The sequence below is a fragment of the Hydrogenivirga sp. 128-5-R1-1 genome, from assembly GCF_000171895.1.
In genome coordinates this window covers 1-1,660 of record NZ_ABHJ01000281.1, presented here as the reverse complement: position 1 = coordinate 1,660, position 1,660 = coordinate 1, and the positions used below count along the sequence as shown (strand labels likewise).

The window sequence follows — 1,660 nt, the reverse complement described above, 5'->3', positions numbered from 1 at the left end:
TTTTTGCTGGTCAAATGGTATTACTTTTGATAAATCTTTATTTAAAACTACACCTGATGGGAATAATGTTTTGCCTTTATACATAGGATTATCGTCCAATCTAAATCCACCATAGGCAAGGTAATTTCCAAGTCCGGCTCCAACTCCATTTAAAGCCTCATCTTTATAAACCTCCCCAGCCATTAAAATATCAGGAATATAAGCTCTTAGAACAAAATCTCTTGATTTTTCTAAAAGTTCCTTAAATAAAGCATGTCTTGATGGGTCTTTTAAGTCTTTTACACATGTTACTCCACCAACAACTATTGATTGAGGGTGTGGATTTTTACCACCCCAAACTGCCATCATTTGAGCCATCCATCTTTGTACTTCAAGAGCATCAAGATAGTGGGTTGTGGCAATTAAATTCTGTTCAGGTGAAAATTTATATGCTTTATTACCCCAATAAGCGTTAGCAAAAGGTCCAAGTCTTCCACCTTCTACAAATTTTTTAAGTCTCTCTTGAATAGCTTTATATCTATTTGGAGAGTTATTCCACGGGTTATCTGAATAATTTTCAGCTATTTTTGCAGCTTTGTAAGGGTCTGCTTTTAAAGCAGAAACTACATCAACCCAGTCTAAAGCATGAAGATGATAAAAATGAACTAAATGGTCATGTAAATATAAAGAACCTTGAATTAGATTTCTAACTAACCTCGCATTTTTGGGAATTGTTATTCCAAGAGCATGTTCTGCAGCTTCAATACTTCTCTGGTAGTGAGTCCCAGTACAAACTCCACATATTCTCATTGCCATAAGACCACAGTCTCTTGCATCTCTACCTTTTAAAATTGCCTCAATGCCTCTCCACATTGTGGAGGAACTATAAGCGTCAACTATTTTATTATTTTCATCTATGACAACTTCTATTCTTAAATGTCCTTCTATTCTTGTAATTGGGTCTATTACTATTCTTTCTTTAGTAGCCATTTACTTATACCTCCTCTTTATTATTTTCATTGGTTTTCTTCCCGAAAGCTAAACTTGAAACAGCATGAATACCAATGCCAATAGCTGTTGCAGTTAATATTCCAAGCCCTACTTGGTCAACAGTAGCTTCCACACCTTTCAAACCGGGTGGATGAATATTGGAATTGGCAAGAGGCCTTTCAAACGCATATTTATCCCAGAAATCTGGTTCAGAACAACCAATACATCCTCTACCAACTCCTATTGGCCAGTTTGTTCCGTCGTTATATCTAACTATTGAACAGTTATTAAATGTAAATGGTCCTTTACAGCCCATTTTGTAAAGGCAGAAGTTATTTTTTGCTCCTTCGTCCCCCCATTCTTCAACAAACTCTCCTGCATCAAAGTGAGCTCTTCTTTCACAGTTGTCATGAATTCTATATCCAAAGGCAAATTTAGGTCTTAGTAAACTATCTAATTCTGGAAGCTCCCCGGTTAAAACATAATGCATAATTACTCCAACCATATTTACCGGATTTGCAGGACAAGCTGGAATATTTACAATAGGTTTTCCTTTTACTACGTCCATAACTCCAACTGCACCTGTTGGATTAGGATACGCTGCTGGTATTCCACCAAAAGATGCACATGCGCCTACTGCTATAACTGCAGCTGCATCTTTTGCAAGTCTTTGAACTCTTTCACTCCTGTT

The 1,660-nt window shown here is 36.7% G+C and carries 2 protein-coding genes; both read right to left on the bottom strand.

The features are described 5' to 3' along the window. The coding region (locus HG1285_RS02440; RefSeq protein ID WP_008289130.1) for a nickel-dependent hydrogenase large subunit at nt 1-969 on the bottom strand (969 nt) is incomplete at its 3' end. 4 nt (nt 970-973) lie between these two features. Then, nucleotides 974-1,660: hydrogenase small subunit (locus HG1285_RS02445; protein ID WP_008289129.1), on the bottom strand; the 687-nt coding region annotated here is incomplete at its 5' end.